22 protein-coding genes are annotated in these 23,334 nt (G+C 65.3%); 11 read left to right on the top strand and 11 right to left on the bottom strand.

From position 1 onward, the window contains the following. The first annotated feature begins 35 nt into the window (after positions 1-35). On the top strand, positions 36-923 hold the full coding sequence (locus QE363_RS05840) for a TraB/GumN family protein (RefSeq protein ID WP_309693033.1): 888 nt from the start codon (positions 36-38) through the stop codon (positions 921-923). Positions 924-971: 48 nt separating this feature from the next. Here QE363_RS05840 and QE363_RS05835 read toward each other — a convergent pair whose 3' ends face one another. Together QE363_RS05835 and QE363_RS05830 are read right to left on the bottom strand one after the other, a co-directional pair. Next, positions 972-1,202 (bottom strand): helix-turn-helix transcriptional regulator, encoded by a 231-nt coding sequence (locus QE363_RS05835; RefSeq protein WP_309693031.1) that lies wholly within the window; start codon positions 1,200-1,202, stop codon positions 972-974. Next, positions 1,202-1,813, bottom strand: a complete 612-nt coding sequence (locus QE363_RS05830; RefSeq protein ID WP_309693029.1) for a hypothetical protein — start codon at positions 1,811-1,813, stop codon at positions 1,202-1,204. The genes QE363_RS05835 and QE363_RS05830 overlap by 1 nt, the downstream gene beginning before the upstream one ends. A gap of 112 nt (positions 1,814-1,925) precedes the next feature. Here QE363_RS05830 and QE363_RS05825 point away from each other — a divergent pair, with 112 nt between their 5' ends. Both QE363_RS05825 and QE363_RS05820 read left to right on the top strand, forming a co-directional pair. Continuing rightward, complete coding sequence (locus tag QE363_RS05825; protein WP_309693024.1) at positions 1,926-2,489, top strand: outer membrane beta-barrel protein; 564 nt, start codon at positions 1,926-1,928, stop codon at positions 2,487-2,489. A 123-nt stretch (positions 2,490-2,612) separates the two neighbouring features. Then, entirely contained in the window at positions 2,613-3,218 is a 606-nt protein-coding gene (locus QE363_RS05820) for a 50S ribosomal protein L25/general stress protein Ctc (RefSeq protein WP_307103134.1), read from the top strand. Positions 3,219-3,396: 178 nt separating this feature from the next. On the opposite strand, the gene QE363_RS05815 is transcribed toward QE363_RS05820, so the two are convergent. Next, a complete protein-coding gene (locus tag QE363_RS05815) occupies positions 3,397-3,726 on the bottom strand; it encodes an EF-hand domain-containing protein (protein ID WP_309693017.1) in 330 nt (109 codons plus the stop codon). A gap of 344 nt (positions 3,727-4,070) precedes the next feature. On the opposite strand from QE363_RS05815, the gene purB reads away from it, so the two are divergent. After that, positions 4,071-5,384, top strand: coding sequence for an adenylosuccinate lyase (gene purB, locus QE363_RS05810; protein WP_309693014.1), 1,314 nt, complete (start codon positions 4,071-4,073; stop codon positions 5,382-5,384). Positions 5,385-5,600: 216 nt separating this feature from the next. On the opposite strand, the gene QE363_RS05805 is transcribed toward purB, so the two are convergent. From QE363_RS05805 to dnaK, 4 genes are all read right to left on the bottom strand, one after another. Then, positions 5,601-6,113: a thioredoxin family protein gene (locus QE363_RS05805; protein ID WP_309693011.1), complete on the bottom strand. Its 513-nt coding sequence runs from the start codon at positions 6,111-6,113 to the stop codon at positions 5,601-5,603. An 85-nt stretch (positions 6,114-6,198) separates the two neighbouring features. After that, positions 6,199-6,981 carry a hypothetical protein gene (locus tag QE363_RS05800; protein ID WP_309693010.1) on the bottom strand — a complete coding sequence of 261 codons (783 nt, stop codon included), beginning with the start codon at positions 6,979-6,981 and terminating at the stop codon, positions 6,199-6,201. Between the two features lie 168 nt (positions 6,982-7,149). After that, positions 7,150-8,283: a molecular chaperone DnaJ gene (dnaJ, locus tag QE363_RS05795; protein WP_309693007.1), complete on the bottom strand. Its 1,134-nt coding sequence runs from the start codon at positions 8,281-8,283 to the stop codon at positions 7,150-7,152. Between the two features lie 165 nt (positions 8,284-8,448). Then, positions 8,449-10,347, bottom strand: coding sequence for a molecular chaperone DnaK (dnaK, locus tag QE363_RS05790; RefSeq protein ID WP_309693004.1), 1,899 nt, complete (start codon positions 10,345-10,347; stop codon positions 8,449-8,451). A gap of 179 nt (positions 10,348-10,526) precedes the next feature. Here dnaK and QE363_RS05785 point away from each other — a divergent pair, with 179 nt between their 5' ends. From QE363_RS05785 to QE363_RS05775, 3 genes are all read left to right on the top strand, one after another. Further along, positions 10,527-10,958 (top strand): copper chaperone PCu(A)C, encoded by a 432-nt coding sequence (locus tag QE363_RS05785; RefSeq protein WP_309693001.1) that lies wholly within the window; start codon positions 10,527-10,529, stop codon positions 10,956-10,958. Between the two features lie 436 nt (positions 10,959-11,394). Then, a complete protein-coding gene (locus tag QE363_RS05780; protein WP_309692998.1) occupies positions 11,395-13,476 on the top strand; it encodes a LamG-like jellyroll fold domain-containing protein in 2,082 nt (693 codons plus the stop codon). A gap of 70 nt (positions 13,477-13,546) precedes the next feature. Beyond that, positions 13,547-14,005 (top strand): vgr related protein, encoded by a 459-nt coding sequence (locus QE363_RS05775; RefSeq protein WP_309692996.1) that lies wholly within the window; start codon positions 13,547-13,549, stop codon positions 14,003-14,005. Between the two features lie 222 nt (positions 14,006-14,227). On the opposite strand, the gene grpE is transcribed toward QE363_RS05775, so the two are convergent. Together grpE and hrcA are read right to left on the bottom strand one after the other, a co-directional pair. After that, entirely contained in the window at positions 14,228-14,773 is a 546-nt protein-coding gene (grpE, locus tag QE363_RS05770) for a nucleotide exchange factor GrpE (RefSeq protein WP_309692995.1), read from the bottom strand. A 12-nt stretch (positions 14,774-14,785) separates the two neighbouring features. Next, a complete protein-coding gene (hrcA, locus tag QE363_RS05765) occupies positions 14,786-15,826 on the bottom strand; it encodes a heat-inducible transcriptional repressor HrcA (RefSeq protein WP_309692993.1) in 1,041 nt (346 codons plus the stop codon). Positions 15,827-16,123: 297 nt separating this feature from the next. On the opposite strand from hrcA, the gene rph reads away from it, so the two are divergent. Together rph and rdgB are read left to right on the top strand one after the other, a co-directional pair. Beyond that, the gene (rph, locus tag QE363_RS05760; protein WP_261269213.1) at positions 16,124-16,840 is read left to right on the top strand and encodes a ribonuclease PH; all 717 of its coding nucleotides are present in this window, start codon (positions 16,124-16,126) and stop codon (positions 16,838-16,840) included. Next, complete coding sequence (gene rdgB / locus QE363_RS05755) at positions 16,837-17,463, top strand: RdgB/HAM1 family non-canonical purine NTP pyrophosphatase (RefSeq protein ID WP_309692988.1); 627 nt, start codon at positions 16,837-16,839, stop codon at positions 17,461-17,463. The genes rph and rdgB overlap by 4 nt, the downstream gene beginning before the upstream one ends. Before the next feature lie 133 nt (positions 17,464-17,596). On the opposite strand, the gene QE363_RS05750 is transcribed toward rdgB, so the two are convergent. Together QE363_RS05750 and QE363_RS05745 are read right to left on the bottom strand one after the other, a co-directional pair. Next, positions 17,597-17,983 (bottom strand): hypothetical protein, encoded by a 387-nt coding sequence (locus QE363_RS05750; protein WP_309692986.1) that lies wholly within the window; start codon positions 17,981-17,983, stop codon positions 17,597-17,599. A 30-nt stretch (positions 17,984-18,013) separates the two neighbouring features. Continuing rightward, entirely contained in the window at positions 18,014-18,637 is a 624-nt protein-coding gene (locus tag QE363_RS05745) for a CAP domain-containing protein (RefSeq protein WP_309692982.1), read from the bottom strand. Between QE363_RS05745 and hemW the strand changes: the two genes are divergently transcribed. Both hemW and QE363_RS05735 read left to right on the top strand, forming a co-directional pair. Next, positions 18,636-19,790, top strand: a complete 1,155-nt coding sequence (gene hemW, locus QE363_RS05740) for a radical SAM family heme chaperone HemW (protein ID WP_309692979.1) — start codon at positions 18,636-18,638, stop codon at positions 19,788-19,790. The two genes, QE363_RS05745 and hemW, sit on opposite strands and share 2 nt — an antisense overlap. Positions 19,791-20,154: 364 nt before the next feature. Next, complete coding sequence (locus QE363_RS05735) at positions 20,155-23,241, top strand: carboxypeptidase regulatory-like domain-containing protein (protein WP_309692975.1); 3,087 nt, start codon at positions 20,155-20,157, stop codon at positions 23,239-23,241. Positions 23,242-23,334 lie beyond the last annotated feature (93 nt).

Here is a 23,334-nt window from a genome sequence, read left to right as displayed (position 1 = left end):
TCCCTTTCCGAAAGTCCGATCCCATGAAGACGATCATGAAAGCCGCCCTCACCTCGCTTGCCCTGATGCTCGCGCTGCCCGCCTGTGCGCAGAGCAAACCCGCCCAGAACCCGAATGACGCGGACCCCGCTCTGTGGGTGGTCAAAGATGCGGACACCACCATCTACCTGTTCGGCACCATCCATGTGCTGAAGCCCGGCCTGTCCTGGTTCGACGAGGCGGTGAAGACCGCCTTCGACAAGTCCGACCAGCTGGTCTTGGAGATGGTGCAGCCCGATCAGGCGACGATGCAGCAGATCGTGCTGAAGAACGGCATCATCACCAGCGGCCCGCCCCTGACCGAACAGCTGCCCGCCGACAAGCGCGGCGCCTATCTGAAGGCGCTGACCGAGGCCGGGCTGCCGCCCCAGGCCTTCGATCGGATGAAGCCATGGCTGGCGGGCGTCACCCTGTCTATCGCGCCGATCCAGAAGCTGGGTTACGATCCCAAGAACGGGCCGGAGACGGTGCTGGCCGATGCCGCCAAGGCCGCGAACAAGCCTGTCGCCGGGCTGGAAACCGCCGAGCAGCAGATCGGCTATTTCAACGGCCTGTCGCAAAAGGCGCAGATCGAGTTCCTGACCTCGACGGTCGAGGACCTGCCCAAGGCGGGCGAGGAAATGGCCGAGATGGTCGATGAATGGGCCAAAGGCGACCCCAATGCGCTGGCCAAGACGATGAACGACAGCCTGAAGGCCTCGCCCGAACTCGCCAAGACCCTGTTGACCGACCGCAACGCCCGCTGGGCGACGTGGATCAAGCAGCGAATGGCCAAGCCCGGCACCGTCTTCGTCGCGGTGGGCGCGGGCCATCTGGCAGGCCAGAACAGCGTCCAGGCACAGCTCGCCAAGCAGGGAATCAAGGCGGAGCGTATCGCCTATTGACCCCCGTTTTCGCGTCGCTCTCCGTTGGAGGGAGCGACGCGAAGCGCCCTATTCTTCCACCGTCAGATCGTCGTCGGACGGTTCATAGCCCAGTATGTCGCCCGGCTCGCAGTCCAGATAGCGACAGATGGCGGCCAGCGTCGAAAAGCGCACGCCCTTCACCTTGCCCGATTTCAGCAACGACAGGTTCGATTCGGTGATACCGATCGCCTCGGCCAGTTCCTTCGACTTCACCTTGCGCCGTACCAGCATCAGATCGAGGTTGACGGTAACGGGCATCAGACGATCTCGGCCAGGTCGCCCCGCGCACGCAACCCCGCCGCCAGCGCCCAGATCGCAGCCCAGGCCGCCCCGGCAAACAGCAGCCGCTCGATGATCTGGGTGAAGTCGATCAAATAGGAAAAAGCCCCGACATCCGTCATCGCGCCGAGAAAGACGGCGTCGCGCAGCACTTGCGCAAGGGGTTCGGCGATCGCCATGATGATCGCCACCGCCGTCGCCCGCTGCAGCCAGCGTATTCCGCGCCAATCGCGATGCTCCTGCCGGTTGCCGAACGACCCTAGCGCCATGCCGACGGAGAAGAACAACAGGGTGAAGGGCAGGATGTCCAGCATCTGGATGCCGAACAATCGCCACCACCAATAAGGCTCCGCCATGGCGGCGGTCATTCGTTCCGGGGCCTTTGGCAAGCTGGCGATGACGTGTCGGACCTCCGGCGACAATTGATCAAGCGGCTGGGGTTTTGGGCGGCATCCGTCATCACAATCGATCATGAAGGCCTGCCACTGCGGCCCCACCAACATCGCGGGCAGCGTTGCCGCCCCCGCCCCCGCGATCAGAAAGCACAGCAGCGCGAACACCCGCACTACCCGCGCGCGCCCACGGCTCATGAAATATCTGTCCGACATCACATTCTTTCTGTTTTACAGAAATTCATAATCATCATACATCAACCCTCATAGGGAATCGATGGGGAGCCCCTATGACCAAAGGACGTTTTCGATGCGCCTCCAGTTTGCCGCCGCCCTGCTGATCTGCCTGCCCGCGACCGCCTTCGCGCAGGACAAGCCCGCCTTTGCTGGCCCTTATGCGGGCCTGGAGGCCGGGGTCCTGATCCATGGCTTCCGCCTTGGTGATAACGTCAGCAGCCGCAAATATGTGGGGGCGGGGCTGGCCGGGGGTGGCTTTGCCGGGATCATGCTGCCCGCCAGCGAACGCCTGCTCCTGGGGGGCGAAGTAGCAGTCCAGGCTGGGGGTGGCACCGTGCGCAGCCAGGAGATTTTCGCCTTCTACGAACAGAAGGCGCGCTGGGGCTATAGCGTGACCGCACGGGCAGGATATGTGCTGGGCGATCGCACCATGGTGTTCGTCGAGGCGGGCTATGGCGGCTATCGCTACGACGTCCGGCTGGCGAACGTCATCGACGATGACGGCAACGGACCCAACGGGCTGGTCGGCGGCATTGGGATCGAGCGGCAGATCGGCCGTAACGTCGCGGTTCGCCTGCGCACCCAGGCGGGATCCGAGCATGGTCGCGTCCTTATCGGCCTGCCGATCCGCTTCTGAGGATAAGGCGGCGCGTGGCTTGCCTTTTGCCGCCTTTGCGGCTATGCGCCGCCGCTTCCGGTCATGGTCATCCCTGGAGGCGTGATCGGGAAGCTATATCCCTTTTGTTTCGGAGTTACTGGAATGAGCGACACCCTTACGCTCGCCGCCGAGACGCGCGATCAGGTTGGCAAGGGAGCCTCCCGTTCGCTGCGTCGTGAAGGCCGCGTCCCCGCCGTGATCTATGGCCAGAACAAGGCCGCCGCGTCGATCCATCTCGAAGAGAAGGCGCTCGTCAAGGCGCTGATGACCGGCCACTTCTTCACCTCGGTCATCATGGTGGACGGCCAGCGCACGCTGGCGAAGGACGTCGCGTTCCATCCCGTCACCGACCGCCCGCTGCACGTCGACTTCCTGCGCATCGGCGAGCATGAGACCGTCACGGTCGCCGTTCCGGTCGTCTTCACCGACGAGGACGAGAGCGGCGTCAAGCAGGGCGGCGTGCTGAACATCACCCGCCACGAGATCGAGCTGGTCGTCGACGCCGCCAACATCCCGACCGAAATCAGCATCTCGCTGAAGGGTCTGGCCGTGGGCGACTCGATCCACATCTCGGACGTGAAGCTGCCTAAGGGCGCCGAGCCCGCCATCGACGACCGCGACTTCGCGATCGCCACCATCGTTCCGCCGACGGTTCCGACCGCCGCGGACGAAGCGGCCGATGCGTCGGAAGGTTCGGAAGAGGCCTGATCCGGCCTCGCTTTCTCTCACGAGCAAGCGAACGAAAATCAGGGCAGGTGGCGGCGACGCCCCTGCCCTTTTTCGTGCCCCGCAAACAGGCACGAAAAAGGGGCCGCCGAACCGGGTGGTCCGACGGCCCCGCTCATCCCCGCTCGGGGAATCGTAGGAACGGAGGGGGTGTTCCGGCTCAGCCCTGACCCTGGCTCAGAAAGCCGGTCAGCTCGGTCTTCGACACCTTCTTGCTCTTGTCGGTGTCGGCCTGGGCAAAGGCGGTGCCCACCCATTTCTTGGTCGCAGGCGACTCGGCCTTGGTCGACGGGTCGGTCTGCGCCTTCAGTGCGACCATCCATTGGGTGAACTCGGCCTTGTTCAGCTGGCCATCACCGTCCTTGTCATAGGTCGGGAACTGGGTATCGACGACCTGCGCGATCTGGCTGCCGGTCGCCTGGACCTGCCCCTCGGCGGGGGCCGCCTGGGCAGGCGCGGCGGGTTCCGCCGACGGCGTGGCAGCCTGCATCGGATCAGCCGTGGTTGTCGTCGCCGATTGCGGCGCCGCCGGCGTGGTCTGAGCGGGAGCGGGTGCAACCTGCGCAAGCACCGGGGCAGACACCATCATGGCACCGGCAAGAAAAGCATATTTCATCATCTCGTCTCTCCCTTACTCTGGTCGATCGATGACTATGAAGACCGGAAACGCATCTTCGCCTTTAGTGATACGATCCCGTTCGGCATTTGACCATATGGGGTTTGCATCTTCGGATTTGAAGGCTCGGCTCGTCCCTGCTAACGGCACGGCACACCGTGATTCCGAGAGGGAGTGCACGGTAAGCCGTGCCGTTTCCACGACCTGAAGGTGCCCCGATGATTCCGCGCTATTCCCGTGCTCCCATGACCCGGATCTGGGATCCCCAGACCCGTTTCCGCATCTGGTTCGAGATCGAGGCGCACGCCACCGACGCGCTCGCCGAGCTGGGCGTCGTCCCGAAGGAAGCCGCCGCGCGCATCTGGGAAGCCGACAAGGCGGCGGGTGATTTCGACATCGCGCGCATCGATTCGATCGAGGCGGAGACCAAGCACGACGTCATCGCCTTCCTGACCCATGTCGCCGAGCGGACCGGACCGGAGGCGCGCTTCCTGCACCAGGGCATGACCTCGTCCGACGTGCTCGACACCTGCCTGGCGGTGCAGCTGGCGCGCGCCTCGGACATTCTGCTCGAAGACCTCGACGCGCTGCTCGCCGTCATCAAGCGCCGCGCGCTGGAGCACAAGCTGACCCCGACCATCGGCCGCAGCCATGGCATCCATGCCGAGCCGGTCACCTTCGGCCTGAAGCTGGCGCAAGCCTATGCCGAGTTCGACCGCAACCGCGCCCGCCTGCTCGCGGCGCGCGCCGACATCGCCACCTGCGCGATCTCGGGCGCGGTCGGCACCTTCGCCAATATCGACCCGCGTGTCGAAGCCCATGTCGCCGAGAAGATGGGCCTGACCGTCGAGCCCGTCTCGACCCAGGTCATCCCGCGCGACCGCCATGCGATGTTCTTCGCGACGCTGGGCGTCATCGCCAGCTCGATCGAGCGGCTGGCGACCGAGGTCCGCCACCTCCAGCGCACCGAAGTCCTGGAGGCCGAGGAATATTTCTCGCCCGGCCAGAAGGGCTCGTCGGCGATGCCGCACAAGCGCAACCCGGTGCTGACCGAGAATCTGACCGGCCTAGCCCGCATGGTGCGCGGCTATGTCACCCCGGCGCTGGAGAATGTCGCTTTGTGGCATGAGCGCGACATCAGCCACTCCTCGGTCGAGCGCTATATCGGCCCCGACGCGACCATCACCCTCGACTTCGCGCTCGCCCGCCTGACCGGCGTCATCGACAAGCTGGTCGTCTATCCGGCGCGGATGGAGAAGAACCTCAACAAGATGGGCGGTCTCGTCCATTCGCAGCGCGTCCTGCTGGCGCTGACCCAGGCGGGCGTGAGCCGCGAGGACAGCTATCGCCTCGTCCAGCGCAACGCGATGAAGGTGTGGGAGTCCGATGGCGAACTGTCGCTGATGGAACTGCTCAAGGCCGATGCGGACGTGACGGCGGCGCTGTCGCCCGAGGAGATCGAGGCGCGGTTCGACCTCGATTACCATTACAAGAATGTCGACACGATCTTCGCGCGGGTGTTCGGCGCGTAATCGGTCGGGGGGAGTCCCATTGGCGGCCTGTCCCGCCGAGACGGACTCCCCTCCCCCAACCCCTCCCGCCTGCGGGAGGGGAGTTGCCTGGGGAAGCGCTTACCCTTTTCCCTCTCCCCTCCCGCAGGCGGGAGGGGTTTGGGGGAGGGAACCCGGCCGATCAAATGCGATCGGCCCATAAATCGTCACATGACGATCAACCGGCCGTGAGCCCCCTCACCCCACCCACTGCGCCAGCCAGTCCGCCACCGCCTGCGGCGTCATCGCCCGCGCATCGGCCAGCGCGGTTTCCCGCCCGGCATTGACCAGCTTGTTGGTCTTCGGATCGACGATCAGCACCGCGGGCACGCCCGCCAGCCGCCCGGTGATGCCGTAAGAGGCCGGGACATCCATATTCTGGTCGAACCGGCCCACATCGACCGTCACCACCTCGAAATGCCGAGCGACGAAGGGCCGCATCTTCGGCGACTCCATCACACCCGCCAGTAGGCGGCAGTCGAGGCACCAATTGCCGCCCAGATCGATCAGCACCCGCTTGTGCGCCTTGACCGCTCGCGCGCGGGCCGCCGCGATGGCCGCCTTGGCGTCGCCCGCATGATAGGGCAGCGGCAGGGGCTTGGGCAGCGCCTCGAAACTGGCGATCCCGACGCGCGGCGCGGCGACCGGCGCGGCGGCGGGGAGCAGCGCGCACGCAGCAAGAAGGGGCAAAGCGGCTTTCCACGGCGACATGACAATCTCCATCCTGATGGCCGCCATTGGAGCGCGACCGTCGCCGCAATGCAATATGGCTTTGCTTGGGGGCTGGACGCCGCGCCTATGCCCCACTGGCCGGGATCAGTGTCGGAACGTTCCGTGCGGCGAGCAGCCAGCGGTAAAAGGCATCGATCAGATACACCCGAAGCGTGGTCGGCTCGACGCTCAGCTTCTTCACCCCCTCCAGGCACTCGGGCGCATTGACGAGCATCGCCTGTTCCAGCCCCCGGACCAGATCGCTGCCCTGCGGTGCGTGGAATAGCCGCGTCGCGAGGACCGGCTGGGTCTGAACCAGGCAGGCGGCTACGACAAACCCCGATTTCTCCGGATTCTGCCGATAGCGGTTATGGGCAGTTTCCACCTTGCGGAAGCGCGTGCGTACCACCGGGTCGAAGGTCTGCGCGGCATCAAGCGACGCATCCGGCGCAAAGGCGCGCAACGTCCGCTCGATCAGGATTCCCCGATGGAGGATGTCCTGTCCCGCCAGCGCGGGGTTCCACGGCGGGCTCGATCCCAGCGGCGGGTAACATCCCCAGTTGGTGACGATGACCATGCCCTGCGCATATTCGGTGCTGGCCAGCGACGGGGGCCCTTCGACCGCCTTGCGCAACCAGTCCCGGCTGGCCTTGTCGAAGGCACAGGCCAGGAACTGGTCCGCGCGCTCATAGGCGATGTTGACTTGCGTATTGTCGACCGGCGCCCAGCGGACATTGACCGGCAAGGCGTCGCGCGGAAGGCTGAGCGCCTGGACGATGATCTCGTCGGACGCCCCCGCATCCGGCAGAAGGATTTTTTCGACTTTGGGGGATGGAACAGCTTGCGCCGCGACAGGCGCCAACACCATCGCACCAAGGGCGATCAAGCATCCAGGCAAGTGACGCATCGCAGGACTTCCTTGTCAAAGTCGCGCGACAATCATGACTCCCGCCCTGCTCGGGAGTCAACAGGGCCGGGATGGACGATCATCCCGGCCCTGCATCGTTCGATAGTGTCAATCGACGGAAAACCTTGCTTATTCGCCCGCGAAGACACTCTTCAACTTGGCGAAAAAGCCCTGGCTTTCAGGGCATTCGTCCCCGGTCTCGGTTTCGCGGAACAGTTCGAGCAATTCGCGCTGGCGGGTCGACAGCCGGGTCGGCGTCTCGACCTCGATCTGGATGACCAGATCGCCGGTGCCGCGCCCTTGCAGGACGGGCATGCCCGCCCCACGCTGGCGGAGTTGCTTGCCCGACTGGATGCCCGCTGGAATCTTGATCTCGTGCGTGCGGCCATCAAGCCCCGGAATGGACAGCGATCCACCCAGCGCCGCCGTCGTGAAGCTGATCGGCGCGCGGGCGAACAGGGTCGTACCCTCGCGCTCGAAGATGGCGTGCCGTTTCACATGCAGGAAGATGTAGAGGTCGCCTGCGGGAGCCCCCCGTGCGCCCGCCTCGCCTTCGCCGGTCAGGCGGATGCGGGTGCCCTCGTCGACGCCCGCCGGGATGTTGACGGCCAGCGTCTTGGTCTTTTCGATCCGGCCGTCGCCGCGACAATCGGGGCACGGATCGGCGATGATCTGGCCCGCCCCCTGACAGACCGGACAGGTCCGCTCGACCACGAAAAAGCCCTGCTGCGCGCGGACCTTGCCATGGCCGCCGCAATGCTGGCAGGTCTTGGCGCTGGTCCCGGGCTTGGCGCCGGTGCCGTCGCAGGTGTCGCACGTGGCCGAGACATCGATGGTGATCTCGGTCGACTTGCCATGGAACGCCTCTTCGAGCGAGATTTCCATGTCGTAGCGCAGATCCGCACCGCGTCGCGGCTGTTGCCGCCCGCCGCCGCGTCCGCCGCCCATGAACTCGCCGAAGACGCTTTCGAAAATATCGGAGAAGGCGCCGAAATCCTGCCCGCCATGGCCGCCGCCACCGCCGCCCATGCCCTGCTGGAACGCGGCATGGCCATAGCGGTCATAGGCCGCCCGCTTCTGGGGGTCCTTCAGGCAGTCATAGGCTTCGCTGATCGCCTTGAACTTGGCCTCGGAGTCCTTGCAGCCCGCATTGCGGTCCGGATGGTACTGCATCGCCAGCTTGCGGTAGCGCGACTTGATCGTCGCATCGTCCGCGGTGCGCTCGCATTCGAGCAGTTCATAATAGTCGATCGTCGTGCTCATGCCCGGTCTCGCCCCGTCCGCCTGTGCGTGGCCCGCCGACCGACCGTGCCGTCAGGCCGGACGGAGCGGACGCCCAAGCGCTTCGCCACTTCATGCCCCGAAAGGCGGTATTCTCAACAGCAACCGAAGGCCCGGCCCGCCGACAGGCAGACCGGGCCGACAGCCTTACTTGGTGTCGTCGACTTCCGAGAATTCGGCGTCGACCACATCGTCCTGCTTGGCCGCACCGGCATCGGCGGAGGGCGAAGCCTCGGCCTGCTGCTGCTTCTCGTAGATCGCCTGGCCCAGCTTCATCGCGACCTGAGCGAGGGCCTGCGCCTTCTCGTTCATCGTGTCCGGGTTGCCACCCTCGACCGCCGTCTTGGTCTCGGCGATGGCCGCCTCGATTTCCGACTTCAGCGACGCGTCGACCTTGTCGCCATTGTCGGCCAGCTGACGCTCGGTGGTGTGGATCAGCGACTCGGCGTTGTTCTTGGCCTCGGCCTCGGCACGACGCTTCTTGTCCTCTTCCGCGAACTTCTCCGCGTCACGGACCATCTGGTCGATGTCGTTGTCCGACAGACCGCCCGACGCCTGGATGCGGATCTGCTGCTCCTTGCCGGTGCCCTTGTCCTTGGCCGAGACGTTGACGATGCCGTTGGCGTCGATGTCGAACGTGACCTCGATCTGCGGCACGCCGCGCGGCGCAGGCGGGATGCCGACCAGATCGAACTGACCCAGCAGCTTGTTGTCCTGCGCCATTTCGCGCTCACCCTGGAAGACCCGGATCGTCACCGCATTCTGGTTGTCGTCGGCGGTCGAATAGACCTGGCTCTTCTTGGTCGGGATCGTCGTGTTGCGGTCGATCATCTTGGTCATGATGCCGCCCAGCGTCTCGATACCCAGCGACAGCGGGGTCACGTCGAGCAGCAGCACGTCCTTGACGTCGCCCTGCAGCACGCCCGCCTGGATCGCGGCACCCATGGCGACGACTTCGTCGGGGTTCACGCCGGTATGCGGGTCCTTGCCGAAGAAGTTCTTCACCACCTCACGGACGCGCGGCATGCGGGTCATGCCGCCCACCAGCACCACGTCGGCGATCTCGTCGGCCTTCATGCCCGCATCGGCCAGCGCCTTCTTGCAGGGCTCCAGCGTGCGCTGGATCAGGTCCTCGACCAGACGCTCGAGGTCGGCGCGGGTGATCGACTTGACCAGGTGCTTCGGGCCGTTCTGGTCGGCGGTGATGAAGGGCAGGTTGACCTCGGTCGACTGGGCCGAGGACAGCTCGATCTTCGCCTTTTCGGCCGCTTCCTTCAGACGCTGGAGCGCCAGCTTGTCCTTGGTGAGGTCGATGCCCTCTTCCTTCTGGAAGCCCGACGCCAGGAAGTCGACGATCTTGTTGTCGAAGTCCTCGCCGCCCAGGAAGGTGTCGCCGTTGGTCGCCTTCACCTCGAACACGCCGTCGCCGATCTCGAGGATCGAGATGTCGAACGTGCCGCCGCCAAGGTCATAGACCGCGATCGTCTTGCCGTCCTGCTTCTCCAGGCCGTAAGCCAGAGCAGCAGCCGTCGGCTCGTTGATGATGCGCAGCACTTCGAGGCCGGCGATCTGGCCGGCGTCCTTGGTCGCCTGGCGCTGGGCGTCGTTGAAGTAGGCGGGAACCGTGATGACCGCCTGGGTCACCGTCTCGCCCAGATAGGATTCGGCGGTTTCCTTCATCTTCTGGAGCGTGAAGGCCGAAATCTGCGACGGGCTGTAATCCTTGCCGCCCGCATTCACCCATGCGTCGCCGTTCGGACCGCGCGCGATGGCGTAGGGAACCAGCTCGGTGTCCTTGCGGGTGACGGGATCGTCATAGCGGCGGCCGATCAGGCGCTTCACCGCGAAGATGGTGTTGTCGGGGTTGGTCACCGCCTGGCGCTTGGCGGGCTGGCCGATCAGGCGCTCGCCATCCTTGGCGAAGGCGACGATCGACGGCGTGGTGCGCGCGCCTTCCGCATTCTCGATGACCTTGGGCTTGCCGCCCTCCATGACAGCGACACAGCTGTTGGTGGTGCCGAGGTCGATGCCGATCACTTTTGCCATAAGTCTCTAAATGCCCCTCAAGAACATAGTCTGGAAGTCCAATGCCGGGGTTCGCCGGTCCCGAAAGCGGCAACCCGAAAACCCCGTTCACTGGCCGGATATAGGTGGGCGATCCGTTGCCGCAAGATTGGATGGAACCTAGTGTGGTCTCGGGATTTGCCGAAACGAGAGGGTTCATCATGCGTCGCGCCGTTTTTCTGGGCCTTTGTGCGCTTGCCGGGGCGACGCTGACGGGATGCGCACAAAAGCCGGAACTCTACGCCGAGGAAGGCTGGGTCCGTCTGGCCGCCGTGCCCGGCCGCCCCGCCGCCGCCTATTTCATCGTCCATGGCGGCCCCAAGGCCGTCGACCTGATCTCGGTCAGCAGCGACGTCGCGATCACCAGCGAGATGCATGAGGGCGGGATGGCGATGAAGAAGGTCGACCGCGTCCCCATCCCCGCCGGAGGGACCGTCGCCTTCGCCCCCGGCGGACGGCATGTCATGCTGTACGACATGAACCCCGGCGTGAAGCCCGGACGTATCCTGTCGCTGCTCCTGTCCTTTTCCGACGGCACCCGTCTGCGCCAGGGCGCGCGGGTGATCGGGGCGGGCGATCCGCCGCCGGAATGATTCGGGGCCGATCGACATTCAGCCATGCCTTTCCGTCCCTCGCCCCTCGTAGAGGGGAGAGGGTTGCGCAGACTTGGCCTTTGCGAAAGCAAAGGCTTAGTCGGAGCTGGGTGAGGGGTGGGCGCTCGCTTGGCGAGCGCTGCGAGCCTTTGGGCTCGCTCAACCCCTCACCCAAGCTGCGCTAGCCAGCAGGCTGGCAAGCTTCGCTAACCCTCTCCCCTGTCCAGGGGAGAGGGGAAGAAAAAGAAGCAATCGTGAATGTCGATCGGCTCTAAGGACGATCCGCCTCCCCCGATGACCGAAAAATGACGGCGGACTGATTTATTTTTCAAGCATCGACCAAAATCGGTAATGAATCGGTCCTTCATGTGTCAAACAAGCGCCATACAGCGCGCCCCGCTGGCTCGAACGAGCCAAAAATGGGGGAATTTTGACCATGTCCGATACGAACGACACCAGGTTCAGCCTGCGGCGGATCGCCGACCGGCGGACGCTGCTGCGCGGGGCCGCGGGTCTGTCGATGCTGCCGCTGACGGGGGCGCTGGCGGGGTGCGACGATGATGCGCTGCTGAACGCCAGGCCGACGACCACCGCCGGAACGGCCGCCGCCACGCCGGTCGGCACCACCAGCTTCTCGATCGCGGTGCTGCCCGACACGCAATTCTATTCGCGCTATGCGACGACGGACGAGAACCGCCAGTTCCAGCGCAAATATGGCTCGGAGCCCTTCGCCGCGCAGACCCAGTGGATCGTCGACAACGCCCAGGCCTATTCGATCCCCTTCGTCATCCATCTGGGCGACGTGGTGGATCAGGTGCGCAAGCCCGCGCAGTGGGCGGTGGCCGATGCCGCGATGAAGCGGCTGGAGACGGCGCGCATTCCCTATTCGATCCTGGCGGGCAATCACGACGTCCTCTACGATGTCGATTACCACGTCCCGTCCGACCAGCAGAACGGCACCGACAGCCAGCGCACCCTGTCGGCCGAGCCCTATCTCAACTGGTTCCCGACCTCGCGCGCGCAGGCCCAGACGACCTTCCGCGAGCGCGACCGCACCGGTTTCCACGAATATCACATCTTCGAGATGTACGGCGTGACGTTCATGGTGCTGTCGCTGTCCTGGCGCATCTCGGACGCCGGGATCCTGTGGGCGCGCGACGTGATCCGCCGCAACCCGACCCTGCCGGTCATCCTGGCCAACCACCAGCTGCTCAACATCGACAAGGACGGCAAGAGCCCGCTGGAGACCGATTACGGCCTGATGCTGTGGAACAACCTGATCCGCGACAACGACCAGATCTTCATGACGCTGAACGGCCATCACCACGGCGCCGCGCTGCTGACCAAGACCAACGACTTCGGCAATCCGGTCCATGAGATGGTCGTCGATTACCAGATGGCCTATCAGGGCGGTAACGCGATGATGCGGCTGTACGAGATCGACTTCTCGGCCAACAAGATCGACGTGATGAGCTTCTCGCCCTGGGTGGTCCAGAAGCCCAAGGCGACGCTCAACCAGTTCGACCGCGCGGTGCTGGAGGATGCGAACAACCGCTTCACGATCAGCATGGACTTCAAGAAGCGCTTCGCCCGCTTCCTGCCGGGCTTTGCCTATACCGAGATGACGGCGGGCGTGCCGATCCTGCCGCGCGTCCGCTCGGCGCTGCTGAACGGCTATACCGAGCCCGCCGCGCCCGCCGAGGTGCTGCCGCGCGACGCCGACGACTATCCCAAGATCGCCGAGACCGCCGCGCACTGGCGCGTGGCGAGCGGCATCGTCGACGGCAAGGTCGTCCAGGTCGGCGAGACCCTGCCCGACGTGACCGGCCGCAACCCCATGGCGCGCGTGCCGCTGTCGGGTCCGGCGATGGTCGAGGACGTGGTCTGGTCGACCGACCGCCACCGCCTGTCCTCGGCACCGGGCAGCGTCCGCTTCCGCAACACCGACAAGGTGACCGCGCGCAGCAGCGCCTTCGCCACCGCGACCAGTGCGCCGATCAACGCGGCGACCTTCGGCGCGGGCTATACGGTCGAGGCGTTCATCAAGATCGACGCCAACTGGACCGTGACCAACCACCGCTGGGGCAACATCCTGACCCGCAACGGCAATCGCGGCAAGCTGCCGGGCTTTGCCGGGGGCGACCGGGAATCGCCGCCGGTGCTGTTCGCCATCTCGTCGCTGCGCGAGATTCAGTGGGAGGTCGTGCCGTCGTCCAACACCAGCTATCCGCAGGCCAACTGGTCGGGCGAGGTGATGGTCGATACCTGGTATCACATCGCGATCGTCAACGATCCGGTGGCGAACGAAACGATCCTCTATGTCGACGGCGCGCCCGTCCTGCGCAACAGCGCGGGCCAGGTCGGCATCGCGACGCTGGCCGCCGACATGCCCTGGGTGCTGGGCGCCGCCTGGTGGGACGGCGCGCGCAAGGACGGCTATTTCGGCCATATCGGCGAGGTCCGCATCGTCGCCAAGCCGCTGTCCAACAGCCAGTGGCTGACCGCGCGGCGCAGCTGATGCTTCGGGGGCGGGCCGCGATGGTGGCCCGCCCCTTTCCTCTTCGCCAGACGTGCCCCATCTGGTCCCCATGACCAAGCGTATGCTCACCCCCGGCGAGGAACGACTGGCCCGGTCCGTCTTCGGCGATGCGATCGACTATGCGAAGGTGCGGCTGTCCCCGACCAAATGGGCCTTCTTCCAACCGCGCGACACGGTGATGGCGCCCACCGGTTGCATCCATTTCCACCCCAGGGGCGATTTGTGGCGCGAGGATTTCGGCGCCTGCCCGCTCCATGAGCAGGGGCTGTTCATCCACGAGATGGTGCATATCTGGCAGCACCAGCGGGGTATCTTCCTGCCGCTGAAGCGTCATCCCTTTTGCCGGTACGACTATGCGCTGAAGCCGGGTCAGGTCTTCGCGCGCTATGGGATCGAGCAGCAGGCGGAGATCGTTCGCCATGCCTTTCTGCTGAAGCGCGGCGCGGTGGTGGCGGGGGCGCCACCGCTGGCGCAGTATCAGACGCTGGTGCCGTTTCGGGGGGATTAGCGGGCGTTTGCCCTTGGGCCGGGGCCCTCCCCCATCCCCTCCCGCCTGCGGGAGGGGGGCGTTGCATGGCTATGTCAGGTTCACACCCCGAAGAAGCGCTTGCGGTGACCGCGAGCACGCCCCTCCCGCAAGCGGGAGGGGATGGGGGAGGGAAAGCCGCGCATCTCCGAACGAAAAAGGGCGGACCAACCGGCCCGCCCTTCCCCATTCCTCCGGAACCGATCAGTCCGGCTTCTTCGCCACCGCGACCAGCGCGGGGCGCAGCAGGCGGTCCTTGATCATATAGCCCGACTGCATCTCCTGCACGATCGTGCCCGGTTCCTGGTCGGAGGGCATTTCGATCATTGCCTGATGCTTGTTGGGGTCGAGCGGCTGGCCCATCGCCTCGATCTTGGTGATGCCGTGGCGGCCCAGCACGCTGTCCAGCTCGCGGCCGGTGGCGTCGAGGCCAGTGACCAGCCCCTTCCACTTGTCGTCGGTGCGCAGATCGGCCGGGATCGCCGCCAGCGCGCGCTGGAGATTGTCGGCGACCGACAGGACGTCGCGCGCAAAGGCGGTCGCGGCATAGTTGCGTGCGTCCGCCGCTTCCTTTTCGGCGCGACGGCGGACATTCTGATTCTCGGCCTGGGCATAGAGATATTGCTGCTTGGCCTCGGCCAGCTGGTTCTCCAGCTCGGCCAGACGGTCCTGCCCCGCCACTTCGGGCGCGGCCTCGGCCGTTTCCTCACGCAGGTCGTTCTGGGGTGCGTTGGTCGTGTTCTCGCTCATCATAATCCCTGTTCAGCCCATCATCCGGGCAAGCGTTGCCGCCGTGAAATCCACCATGGGCACGACGCGGGCATAGTTCAACCGCGTGGGGCCAATTACGCCGACCACGCCGACCACTTGGCCATCCAGCCCGCGAAACGGTCGCGCGATGACCGACGATCCCGACAGCGCGAACAATTTGTTCTCCGCGCCGATGAAGATGCGGGTCGAATCCCCCGCGCGCGCCGAATCGAGCAGATGCGCGATCTCCTGCTTGCCCTCCAGATCGTCGAGCAGGTCGCGCACGCGCTCCAGATCGGCGGCGGCGGCGGCGTCGATCAGCCGCCCCTGCCCGCGGACGATCAGGATCGGGCGGCGATTGCCGTCCTCGCTCCAGACCGCCAGCCCCTGTTCGACCAACGCGCGCGCCGCGCCGTCCAGCGCCGCGCGGCCCGCCGCCAGCTCGCGCTCCAGCCGCTCGCGCGCCTGGCCCAGCGTCAGCCCGGCCAGCGTCGCGGACAGATAATTGCCCGCCTCGACCAGCGCCGAGGGCGTCATGCCGGGCGGCAGTTCAAGGACACGGTTCTCGACCGCGCCGTCCTCGGCGACCAGCACGGCCAGCGCCTGGGTCGGCGACAGCGGCACGAAGCCGATCGAGCGCAGCTTCATCTCGCGCTTGGGCACCATCACCAGCCCTGCACAGGCCGACAGGCCCGACAGCACCGCCGTCGTCGCCGCCAGCGCCTCCTCGACCGGGCCGGAGCGCGCGGCGCGTGCCTCGATCGCGGCGCGTTCCTCGATGCTGGGCTCCATCGCGTGCATCATGCCGTCGACGAACAGCCGCAGTCCGACATCGGTCGGCATCCGCCCCGCGCTGGTATGCGGCGCGGCGAGCAGCCCGCGCTCCTCCAGTTCCTGGAGCACGTTGCGGATCGAGGCGGGCGACAGGTTGATCCCCGACAGCGCGATGGTCTTCGACCCCACCGGCTGGCCGCTGGTGAGATAGCTGTCGACCACCACGCGAAAGATATCGCGCGCCCGGTCGGTCAGCTCGGTGATCGGTGGCGTGACCATGCCGGAAATGTAGGCATTCCCCGCCCGCCGCTCAACCGCGATCGGGAGACGCCCCTTCTTCTCCGCGCCCTCTGCGCCTCTGCGCGCAAAAAAAGAGATTGTTCACGCGAAGCCGCGAAGGCGCGAAGATTGCCAGTCCCCTCTTCGCGGCGTCGCGGCTTCGCGTGAACCATTTTGTCGCGCAGAGGCGCAGAGGACGCAGAGAGAAGAAGCGAGTGTCTTCCGATCGCCACCGTCCGCTCTGGCGCTACCGGCGGGGGCCGGTTAGGGCTGGGGTCAAGGAACAAGGAGAAGACTATGCGCCCGTCCGGCCGGATGCCCGACCAGATGCGTCCCATCACCATCGAGCCGAATTTTACCCGCCACGCCGAAGGTTCGGTGCTGATCGGGTTCGGCGATACCAAGGTGCTCGTCACCGCCAGCGTCGAGGAGCGCGTGCCCCCCTTCCTGCGCGGCAAGGGCGAGGGCTGGGTCACGGCCGAATATGGCATGCTCCCCCGCGCCACCCATACGCGCGGCAGCCGCGAGGCGGCCAAGGGCAAGCAGTCGGGCCGCACCCAGGAAATCCAGCGGCTGATCGGCCGCTCCCTGCGCGCCGTCTGCGACCTGAAGGCGCTGGGCGAGCGGCAGATCACCATCGACTGCGACGTGATCCAGGCCGATGGCGGCACCCGCACCGCCGCCATTTCGGGCGCTTGGGTCGCGCTGCGCATGGCGGTGAACAAGCTGATGGCCGAGGGCAAGCTGACCAGCGACCCCATCCGTAACAAGGTCGCCGCCGTGTCGTGCGGCATCCATAAGGGCACGCCGGTCCTCGACCTCGACTATATCGAGGATTCGAATGCCGATGCCGATGCGAATTTCGTGCTGATCGAGAACGGCCATATCGCCGAGGTCCAGGCGACCGCCGAGCACGCCACCTATGACGAGGAAGCACTGCTGCGCCTGCTGCGTCTGGCGCGCATGGGCTGCACCGAGATCTTCGCGGCGCAGGACCGGGCGATCCGCGCATGAGCGGCGAAGGCAATGGCCGCCAGGCGATCCGCAAGCTCGAACCCGGCAAGCTGGTCCTCGCCAGCCACAACAAGGGCAAGATCGTCGAATTCCGCGAACTGCTCGCGCCATACGGGGTCGAGGTGATCGCGGCCGCCGACCTCGACCTGCCCGAGCCCGAGGAAACCGGCACCACCTTCGTCGCCAATGCCGAGCTGAAGGCGCTGGCCGCCGCCGACCTGTCGGGGCTGCCGGCCCTGTCGGACGACAGCGGGCTGTGCGTCGATGCGCTGGGCGGCGATCCGGGGCTGTTCTCGGCGCGCTGGGCGGGGCCGGAAAAGGACTTCGCCATGGCGATGCGCGCGGTCGAGGATCGGCTGAACGAGGAACCGGACATGGCGCGCTCGGCGCATTTCGTCTGCGCGTTGGCGGTCGGCTGGCCCGACGGGCATGTCGAATGGTTCGAGGGCCGCGTCGACGGCGCCATCGTCTGGCCGCCGCGCGGGGACAAGGGCCATGGCTATGACCCGATCTTCCAGCCGATCGGCTATAGCGAGACCTTCGCCGAGATGGACCAGGACGAAAAGAACCGCATCAGCCACCGCGCCGACGCGTTCGGCCAGCTGGTGAAGGCGGTGTTCTGACCTTCTATTCCTCCCCTGCAAGGGGAGGTGGCAGCCCGAAGGGCTGACGGAGGGGTGTCGCGCTCTCGATAGGGTGACACCCCTCCACCATGCTGCGCATGGTCCCCCCTCCCCTTGCAGGGGAGGAAATCGGCTACCCCTTGGCCAGCCGCTTCTGGTTCGCAGTCACTGCCTTGTGCACCGGCGCCATCGCCTGGACCGGCATCGATGCGCCGATCAGCATGGCCCGGGCCATCGACTCCCACGCATCGATGATCCCGCCGCGCGGATCGTGCCGCGACAGACGCGTCAGCGCGGCCTGATCGCGGTTCCAGACCTTCGCCGACTGGTCGAACGCCTTCACCTTCTCGCTGACCATCAGCGTCATCTCGGCGACCGAGGACGTGCCCGTCGCCATCGCCCCCATGCGGGTCGCGATCACGCTCTGCGCGCTCAGCATCGCCTCCCCGGCCATCACTGCGAAACGCGCGGGCGCGCTCCAGAAGGCGATCCACGCCATCGGATCATAGGGATTCGCCATTGCGCCATTCCTTTTGCCGCGTCCGTCGAGTTAGAATGCCCGTTCGCCAAAGACGTTGCCCGTCGGGCTATAGCGGCAAACGAGGAAGTCGTCGCGTGCGTTGCTCGCCATCGCGCATCCGACCGCCGTGGAACGCGCCCAGACGATCTGGGTATAATGCGCCACGTCGCCGAACTGCCCGGTCCGGCTCGATTGCGGCACGGGCAGATTCACGAAGTCGCGCTTCTCCGCGACCCAATGCCCCATCATCTCGTCATAGCGATAGGCGCCGCGCGTGCCGGTCCACAGATTCTCGCCCTGCCGGGTGGGCCCCTGCGGCTGTTCGGCATGCTGGAAGCGGCCGGTACGCGCCATGTCCTGCGCATAGGCCAGCGCGCTCGCCGCCAGCCCGTCGTCCCAGGCCAGGGGTGGTAACCCGATCTCCGCCCGCGCCGCGCGGTGCCCGGCCAGCATCGCCTGGCGCAACAATCCGGCCCCCCGCGGCGCGGGCGCATCGGAGGGGCGCGCCTCGACCACGCGCGCGGGCGGACGCTCCCCCGTGCCCGGCCGCGAGGACGGGACCATTTGGCCGCATCCCGCCAGCAACAGGCCGAGGACGGGAATCGATAAGAGATGGCGAAGCGCACGCATCGCCGCCATATCGGGCCGCATCATGTCCTCCGCAATATCGCCGACCCCCGCCCCGCTCGCGCTCTATGTCCATTGGCCCTTCTGCGTCTCCAAATGCCCCTATTGCGACTTCAACAGCCATGTCCGCGAGTCGGTGGACCAAGCGGCGTGGCAAAAGGCGCTGCTCGCCGACCTGGCGTATGAGGCCCAGGCGCTGCCCGACCGGCGGCTGACCTCGATCTTCTTCGGCGGCGGCACGCCCTCGCTGATGCCCCCCGCCACGGTCGCCGCGATCCTGAACGCCGCCGAGCGCCACTGGGGCTTTGCCGAGGGGATCGAGATCACGCTGGAGGCCAATCCCTCCTCGGTCGAGGCGGCACGTTTCGCCGATCTGGCCGCCGCCGGGGTCAACCGCGCCTCGCTGGGCGTACAGGCGCTCGATGACGAGGCGCTGCATTTCCTGGGCCGGGCGCACGGCGTGGACGAGGCGCTGCGCGCGCTCCAGACCGCGCAAGGGGCGTTCGGGCGGGTCAGCTTCGACCTGATCTATGCCCGCCCGGGCCAGCCCCTGCCCGACTGGGAGGCCGAGCTGAGCCGCGCGATCGGCTATGGCACCGAGCATCTGTCGCTCTATCAGCTGACGATCGAACCCGGCACGCGCTTCCACACCGAGGCGGCGGCGGGACGGCTGACCATCCCCGACGGCGACGCCGCCGCCGATCTGTTCGAGGCGACGCGCCAGCGCACCGCTGCCGCCGGGCTGCCCGCCTATGAGACGTCCAACCATGCGAGGCCGGGGGCGGAGAGCCGCCATAACCTGACCTATTGGCGCTATGGCGATTATGTTGGGGTCGGCCCCGGCGCGCATGGCCGCCGCGAGGGCGTGGCGACGGTGCGCCGCAAGAAGCCCGAAAACTGGATGGCGGCGGTCGATCGCAACGGCCACGGCATCGAAACCGAGGAAACGCTCGATCCCGTCACCCGCGCGACCGAGGCGCTGGTCATGGGCCTGCGCCTGCGCGAAGGCGTCGACCTGACCCGCATCACTGCACTGGCCGGGGGTCGAGAGATGGTCGATGCGAAAGTCGTAGCGACACTCTCTCGCCAGGGGCTGGTCCGGCATGCCGACGGGCGCCTGATCGTGACGGGAGATGGCGCTCTACTGCTCGATGCCATCCTTCGCGACATCGTACTCTGACGACTTCGGGCGTCACTATGCCGATTTCAGACCTGCTGACTTTGCGACGAATGGTACGCATTTGGTAATAAAAATCTGACCGTCGGGCTTGCTGTGGTAACAATGCAACAACTGAACCGAAAGTGAATGAAATTTCCGTTCAGGATTGGTTCAATTTGTCCATTTTCGACAGATTCCGAAATTTAACAGGACAAACCAGCGGCTTAATCGGTGCTTTAGATCAATAATACAATATATTATACTATATTGACCCCGGTTTTGCGCTCTGCCTAGATGCCGGACAGAGGCCTGAAGAACAGGTTCAGGCCTTGATCTGGTGTCCGACCCATAAACGGGCGGGCACGATGAAGGGGGATTTACATCGATGGGGATCGAAGCAATGCGGCGTCGCCGCAAAGGCATCCTATTGTCCGCAGCGGCCGGGATCGTCGCCGTTTCCAGCCTGACCGTCGTGGCGGCGCCCGCCGCCGCCCAAGGCTATGTCAACGTCATCGCAAGCGGCCAGGTCACCGACGCATCGGGCAAGCCGATCGCGGGCGCGACCGTCACCGTCACGTCAGATGCGCAGGGCTTTACCCGCAGCGTCAAGACCGATCGCGACGGCAGCTATCAGATCCCGGAACTTCCGCCAGGCACCTACAGCTTCACGATCACCGCGCCGGGTTTCACGACCTATAACGAGGAAAAGGTGGCTCTGCGCGCCGGATCGTCGTCGAACCGCTTCGCGCTCGGCGGCGAGGTCGAGGGCAATGCGGGCGAGATCATGGTGTCGGGCAAGCGTATCCGCACCTCCGACTTCGACAGCACCACGACCGGCGCGGTCATCGACGTCGCCGACATCGCCACCCGCCTGCCGGTCGGTCGCGACCTGCAATCGGTCATCCTGCTGGCGCCGGGCGCCAATGCGGGCGCGGGTGCGTTTGGCGGCCTGCCGTCGATCAACGGCGCGGCGGTGTCCGAAAACGCCTTCTTCGTCAACGGCCTGAACATCACCGATTTCCGTAAGAGCCTGTACGCGGTGACGGTTCCGTTCGACTTCTACCAGACGGTGGAAACCAAGACCGGCGGCTATGCGGCCGAGTTCGGGCGTTCGACCGGCGGCTTCATCAACGCGACCACCAAGTCGGGTTCGAACGAATTCCATGGCGGCATCATCTTCACCGCCAGCCCCAACGAACTGATGAGCGCCACCAAGGACACCATCTATTCGGACAACAAACACAGCCGTTATGATTCCACATCGATGACGGCGGAACTGTCGGGTCCGCTGTGGAAGGATCACCTGTTCTTCTACGGCCTGTATCAGTCGCGCAACATCAGCTCGATCACTGCGGGACGTCAGTGGTTCCCGGCAACCAACACCTTCCTCGGTACCTCGCGTTACGCCTACCGTACCACCTCTCCCTTCTTCGGCGGCAAGATCGACGCGGTCATCACCAACGGCCAACGCCTGGAATTCACCTATTTCGACACCTCGGGCGAGGGCACGACCCGCACCTATGGCAACACCAACTCGGTGGCCAATCGCTGGAACCCGGTGACTGGAGTCGACGGGCCATATCAGGGGCAGAGCTATGGCCGTTACGGCGGCAAGAACTATGTCGGCCGCTACACCGGCGTGATGAGCAAGTGGCTGACGGTGTCGGCGGCCTATGGTCGTAACGAGAATGTCAGCTTCGGCCAGTCGATCAACCGCTTCGGCACCAATCTGCCGCCGGTCAGCGATTCGCGCACAGACTCGCCGATCAACCTGACCAATCCCGGTGGCGCGATCCAGTCGGCCGAGGACGTCCGCAAATTCTATCGCACCGACGTCGATGTCTACTTCAAGGCACTCGGCGCTCACCATGTCCGCTTCGGCTATGACCGCGAAGACTTGTCCTCAAAGGTCCAGACCCTCGGCAATGGCGGTGGCATCGGCTACACCATCTTCCGTACCCGTGCGGGCGACCAATATGGCTTGCCGATCGGTACCGACTATGTCCGCCAGTGGACCTATGCGTCGGGTGGCGGCTTCGCCTCGCGCAACGACGCCTTTTATGCGCAGGACAGCTGGTCGCTGATGGACAACCGGCTGAACCTCAATCTCGGCTTGCGTCTCGATCGGTTCCAGAACAAGAATGGCGATGGAGCCGTCTTCTACAAGTCGGGCAACCAATGGGGTCCGCGCATCGGCGTGACCTTCGATCCGGTCGGCAACCAGACCGACAAGATCTATGCCAGCTTCAGCCGTCTGTTCATCCCCGTGGCCGCCAACACCAATATCCGCCTGGCTGGTGGTGAAACATATTACACGCGTACCAACGTGTTCAACGGCCTGGATGGCAACAACATTCCGATCCTGGGCGCACCGGTACTCTATGCGGGTGCGGCAGCGTGTCCCGATACGGGCATCCGCAACTGCGACGTGACCGGCACCGGCCGCGCTCCCGACACGCGCAGCGTCGTGGCGCAAGGGCTGAAGCCGCAATCGGCCGACGAAATGATCATCGGCTATGAAAAGCGGGTCGATCGCTGGCGGTTCAACGCCTATCTGACCGTCACCCAGCTCAACGAAGTGCTGGAAGACGCGGCGATTGACTTGGCCGTCAACAATTATTGCAAGGCGCAGAACATCTCGGGCTGCGGCAATATCTGGAATGGATTCCACCAGTATGTCCTGATTAATCCGGGTCGCGGTGGCCCAATCACCCTGTCGGATCCGATCAACGGCGAAACCACACCTCGGACCGTCAATTTTACTGCCGAACAACTGGGCTATCCCAAGGCGCAGCGCTTCCACCGCTCAATGACCTTCCGCGCCTGGCGTGAGTTCGACGGCGTGTGGAGCCTCGAAGGGTCCTATGTCTATGGCAAGACCTATGGCAACTATGAAGGCGGCGTGAAGAGCGACAACGGCCAGAGCGACACCGGTCTGACCCAGGACTTCGACCAGCCCGGCCTGACGCGCGGCATGTACGGCTATACGCCGAACGACCGCCGTCACGTCTTCAAGCTGTTCGGTAGCTATCAGCTGGGCTGGTTCAACTTCGGCTTTAGCTTCTCGGCCACCGCGCCGCGCAAATATGGCTGTATCGGCCGCGTGCCGCTCGATGTTGACCCCTATGCGCGTGCCTATGGCGCGGCGGGTGCCTATTGCCAGGTCAAGCCGGACGGCTCGATCAACACCGATCCGAACACCGCCTACCCGGTCCAGCTGGTCCGGCGCGGCACGGCATTCGATGGCCGTTGGTTGTTCACCGACAATCTCGACATCTCGACGAAGCTGCCGATCGGTCGCTCCAACGCGACGATCCGTCTGACCGTCTTCAACTTCCTGAACCTGAAGACGCCGAGCAACTTCAACGAGTTCGGCACCAACAATGCAGGTACGGCGTCGATCTACTACCAGACGATCACCGGCTACCAGGCCGGTCGCAACGCCCGGTTCCAGTTCCAATACGCCTTCTGATTTACCCCCGAAGCCTGTCTGGGCCGTATTGGCGCAGACAGGCTTCGACTTCGGGCCGGGACGAGCGATCGTCCCGGCCTTTTTTGATCAGGA

Source organism: Sphingomonas sp. SORGH_AS_0870, from assembly GCF_031453175.1.
Taxonomy (GTDB): domain Bacteria; phylum Pseudomonadota; class Alphaproteobacteria; order Sphingomonadales; family Sphingomonadaceae; genus Sphingomonas.
This window is presented reverse-complemented; position numbering and strand designations above follow the sequence as displayed.

Bases quoted from the DNA above. Each gene is read 5' to 3' on its own strand.
- QE363_RS05840 (WP_309693033.1), top strand. From the start codon at position 36: ATGAAAGCCGCCCTCACCTCGCTTGCCCTGATGCTCGCGCTGCCCGCC.
- QE363_RS05835 (WP_309693031.1), bottom strand. From the start codon at position 1,202: ATGCCCGTTACCGTCAACCTCGATCTGATGCTGGTACGGCGCAAGGTG.
- QE363_RS05830 (WP_309693029.1), bottom strand. From the start codon at position 1,813: ATGAGCCGTGGGCGCGCGCGGGTAGTGCGGGTGTTCGCGCTGCTGTGC.
- QE363_RS05825 (WP_309693024.1), top strand. From the start codon at position 1,926: ATGCGCCTCCAGTTTGCCGCCGCCCTGCTGATCTGCCTGCCCGCGACC.
- QE363_RS05820 (WP_307103134.1), top strand. From the start codon at position 2,613: ATGAGCGACACCCTTACGCTCGCCGCCGAGACGCGCGATCAGGTTGGC.
- QE363_RS05815 (WP_309693017.1), bottom strand. From the start codon at position 3,726: ATGCAGGCTGCCACGCCGTCGGCGGAACCCGCCGCGCCTGCCCAGGCG.
- purB (WP_309693014.1), top strand. From the start codon at position 4,071: ATGATTCCGCGCTATTCCCGTGCTCCCATGACCCGGATCTGGGATCCC.
- QE363_RS05805 (WP_309693011.1), bottom strand. From the start codon at position 6,113: ATGTCGCCGTGGAAAGCCGCTTTGCCCCTTCTTGCTGCGTGCGCGCTG.
- QE363_RS05800 (WP_309693010.1), bottom strand. From the start codon at position 6,981: ATGGTGTTGGCGCCTGTCGCGGCGCAAGCTGTTCCATCCCCCAAAGTC.
- dnaJ (WP_309693007.1), bottom strand. From the start codon at position 8,283: ATGAGCACGACGATCGACTATTATGAACTGCTCGAATGCGAGCGCACC.
- dnaK (WP_309693004.1), bottom strand. From the start codon at position 10,347: ATGGCAAAAGTGATCGGCATCGACCTCGGCACCACCAACAGCTGTGTC.
- QE363_RS05785 (WP_309693001.1), top strand. From the start codon at position 10,527: ATGCGTCGCGCCGTTTTTCTGGGCCTTTGTGCGCTTGCCGGGGCGACG.
- QE363_RS05780 (WP_309692998.1), top strand. From the start codon at position 11,395: ATGTCCGATACGAACGACACCAGGTTCAGCCTGCGGCGGATCGCCGAC.
- QE363_RS05775 (WP_309692996.1), top strand. From the start codon at position 13,547: ATGACCAAGCGTATGCTCACCCCCGGCGAGGAACGACTGGCCCGGTCC.
- grpE (WP_309692995.1), bottom strand. From the start codon at position 14,773: ATGAGCGAGAACACGACCAACGCACCCCAGAACGACCTGCGTGAGGAA.
- hrcA (WP_309692993.1), bottom strand. From the start codon at position 15,826: ATGGTCACGCCACCGATCACCGAGCTGACCGACCGGGCGCGCGATATC.
- rph (WP_261269213.1), top strand. From the start codon at position 16,124: ATGCGCCCGTCCGGCCGGATGCCCGACCAGATGCGTCCCATCACCATC.
- rdgB (WP_309692988.1), top strand. From the start codon at position 16,837: ATGAGCGGCGAAGGCAATGGCCGCCAGGCGATCCGCAAGCTCGAACCC.
- QE363_RS05750 (WP_309692986.1), bottom strand. From the start codon at position 17,983: ATGGCGAATCCCTATGATCCGATGGCGTGGATCGCCTTCTGGAGCGCG.
- hemW (WP_309692979.1), top strand. From the start codon at position 18,636: ATGTCCTCCGCAATATCGCCGACCCCCGCCCCGCTCGCGCTCTATGTC.
- QE363_RS05745 (WP_309692982.1), bottom strand. From the start codon at position 18,637: ATGATGCGGCCCGATATGGCGGCGATGCGTGCGCTTCGCCATCTCTTA.
- QE363_RS05735 (WP_309692975.1), top strand. From the start codon at position 20,155: ATGGGGATCGAAGCAATGCGGCGTCGCCGCAAAGGCATCCTATTGTCC.